This is a genomic window from Streptomyces sp., from assembly GCF_035563135.1.
In the GTDB taxonomy this organism is placed as follows: Bacteria; Actinomycetota; Actinomycetes; order Streptomycetales; family Streptomycetaceae; genus Streptomyces.
The window spans coordinates 1-2,757 of record NZ_DATMVN010000382.1; the positions used below are offsets into that span (position 1 = coordinate 1).

The following is a 2,757-nucleotide window of genomic DNA, read 5'->3' on the forward strand; positions in this document are numbered from 1 at the left end:
CCCGGCCCGCCGGGGCGGGCCGCGCCTGCCGCACCCCCGTACCGGTGCCGGTGACCGCCTCCGGCAACGGCAGCAGGCCCGGCGCCGGATCCAGACCCGGCGGCTCCAGGGCACGTGCGGGCTCCGGATCCGCGCCTGGAACCGCGTCCGGGCCCAGGTCCGTGCTCGCGTCCGGGTCCGGGTCTGCCTCCAAGCCGAGGTCCAGGTGCAGGTCGGCGACTCCGCCACCGGCCGGGACAGCCCGGCCGACCCCGGCCACCGCGTCCATGGCAGGCCCCAGATCCGCCGGGATGTCCTCGTCCTCCACCACGAAAGGCGCATCCACCACGAGAGGCGCGTCCACCACTGGCAGCGCGTCCACCACCGCGGTCCCTGCGGACTCCAGCTCCGGTTCCGGCCCGTCGCCGGGTCCCGGCCACCCTGCCCCGCCTGCCTCCGTCACGGCCTCCGTCTCGGCCGGCGTCTCGGCCGGGCTCTCCTTCGGCGTGTCCTCCGCGCCGGGGCCGGGCAGGACCACCCGCGCTTCCCGCTCGCCCAGCTCGTCCCATTCGCCCCGTACGTTCTCGGTGGGTCGCATTCCCGCCTCCGTCATGTCCGTTCCGTCACTTCAGCCGTCACGCGAAGAGCCGTCGCCATGTCTCCGGCCCCGGGTATCCGTCGGCCGCGCTCCCGCTCCAGCCCTGGGCGCGCTGGAACGCCTCGACGTTGCGGCGGTCCGCCTCCGTCCAGCGGGGCCCCGGGCCCGTCGCGTAGTGCGCGCCGTATCCCTTCTCCACCAGCCGGACGCCGAGCCGCTCGACGTGGCTGCCGACCCGGCCCGGCTGGAAATAGCCCCTCCCCGGGTACGCCCCGGCTCCGCCGGAGGCGGCGGGAATCGCGTGCCCGGTGCCCGTGACCAGCAGGTTCCAGGTATCCGGGCCGGGGAGGCCGTCCGCGTCCCCGCCCCTCCACCCCTGCGCCAGCTGGAACGCCCGCGTCGCCCGCCTGTCCGCGTCGCTCCAGCGCGGCCCGGCGCCCACCCTGTAGAAACGCCCGCCGCCCTGGGCGATGAGCAGCTCTCCGAGCCGGGTCACGTACGCGTTGTCCGTCCCCGGGCCGAACGCCGCGGCCCCGGGGAACGCGGTCGCCGCGCCGCTCCCGCCCGCGCCGCTGACGAGGCCCTTGTAGCGGTAGGCCACGTACTTCGAGGAGTTGCTCCAGTACGCCATCGGCGTCGTCGCCTTGCGTGCGCGCGGGCGGGTCAGCTCGTACGCGCGGTAATGACTGCGCGTGCCGCCGATCCAGCCGCCGAAGACCGTGACGTGCGATCCCACCGCGGGGTCGGCCGGATTGTGGAAGAGGAGGATGTCTCCGGGCTCCAGGTCGGCCCGGGCGATCTTCGTCCCGAAGCGGGCGAGGCTGCCGGTCCACTCGTTCGTGCCGAGGCCCCATGCCATGGACACGAAGCCGGAGCAGTCCTGCCGGTATCCGTCCCGCCAGTACGCCGCCATGTCGTACGGCACCTTCGCCGTCACCCATGCCTGCGCACGCTTGATGATCTCGGCCCGGGTCGTCGTGCGCGACGCCGTATCGGGTGCGGGGGGCGGCTCCGAGCCCCCGCCGTCGTACAGGGGCCCCGCCGGGCCCTGCGGGGTGTCCGGCTGCGGGTCGGCCACCGTGTTGTCGGCACGGGCGTCCCGTGCACCGTACGCGGCGGCCTGGCCCGCCCCGCAGGACAGGGCCATCCCCGCCGCGGTGACCAGCACCAGCGCCCGCCGCGCACCGTGCGCGGCGGGATGCCCGCCGTGGCGCACGGGCCGCTCGGCGTCCGTACGACGATGTCGGGCGCAGCCCGGACAGCCACAGTCGGCAGCGGGCTCGTACTCCTCGAAGACCGGCACAGTCATGCGACCCCTCTTCCCTCGGAAGCCGTCCAGATCTTCCGTGTCTCAGCTTTCCGGCGGGACCCATCGTGACGGATTAAAGGGACAAAATGACCATCCGACAGGCCGTACCGGGGGAGAATTGGTCAGGAGCACCCCTGCGCATCAGGTAATGTTTTCCAGGTCAGCAGGCGCCGTTAGCTCAGTTGGTTAGAGCAGCTGACTCTTAATCAGCGGGTCCGGGGTTCGAGTCCCTGACGGCGCACGCAGCAGCGAGGCCCCCTCACCGAGTGTGAGGGGGCCTCGCTCTTGTGCGTTCAGGCGCGCGTGCCGCCCCGGGACGCCGCCGTCAGGTACGCGGAGACGACGACGTTGGCCGTGTAGGAGCGGGACGTGCGGTCGTACGTACCGCCGCAGGTGATCAGCCGGAGCTCGGCCCGCCCGTCCTCGCGCGGCCCGTAGGCCTTCTGCGCGTCGAAGCGTTCCCGGGTGAGGACCTGGACGTCGTCGATGGTGAACTCGGCGGTCCCCCCGTCGGACCGGCTCACCCGGACCTTCTCGCCCGGCCGCGCGGTGCTGAGTGCGTAGAAGACGGCGGGCTTCGTCTCGGTGTCGACGTGGCCGACGAGCAGCGCCGCGCCCTCCGCGCCGGGCTCCGTGCCCTCGGCGTACCAGCCGACGGCACCGGGCGTCCCGAACGGCGGGGGCTCGATCGCCCCACCCTCGTCCAGTCCGCGCCGCACGACGGTCGCCTCGATGCCGAGGGAGGGGATCTCGACCCGCTGCGGCGTGGCGCCGTCGAGCGGATCGTGGGCCGGGGGCAGCGGTGCGCCCAGGGGGCGGCCGACCGCCGCGACGTCACCGGTCGTCGGGGCCGAGTCGCCAGCGGTGGCCG

The 2,757-nt window shown here is 74.1% G+C and carries 2 protein-coding genes, 1 tRNA gene and 1 pseudogene; 1 reads left to right on the forward strand and 3 read right to left on the reverse strand.

All coding sequences use genetic code 11. The features are described from left to right. Positions 1–577, reverse strand: a pseudogene (locus tag VN520_RS16700) (hypothetical protein); the annotation flags it as partial. 37 nt (positions 578–614) lie between these two features. Further along, positions 615–1,886, reverse strand: a complete 1,272-nt coding sequence (locus VN520_RS16705) for a peptidoglycan-binding protein (RefSeq protein ID WP_325747715.1) — start codon at positions 1,884–1,886, stop codon at positions 615–617. A 167-nt stretch (positions 1,887–2,053) separates the two neighbouring features. Here VN520_RS16705 and VN520_RS16710 point away from each other — a divergent pair. Beyond that, positions 2,054–2,127 (forward strand) — tRNA-Lys (locus tag VN520_RS16710). A 52-nt stretch (positions 2,128–2,179) separates the two neighbouring features. Here the strand turns inward: VN520_RS16710 and VN520_RS16715 are convergent. Continuing rightward, on the reverse strand, positions 2,180–2,757 hold a 578-nt coding region (locus VN520_RS16715), incomplete at its 5' end, for a class F sortase (RefSeq protein WP_325747716.1).

What these genes read in the sequence shown, in the direction of transcription:
- VN520_RS16705 (WP_325747715.1), bottom strand. Translation starts at nt 1,886, where the DNA reads ATGACTGTGCCGGTCTTCGAGGAGTACGAGCCCGCTGCCGACTGTGGC.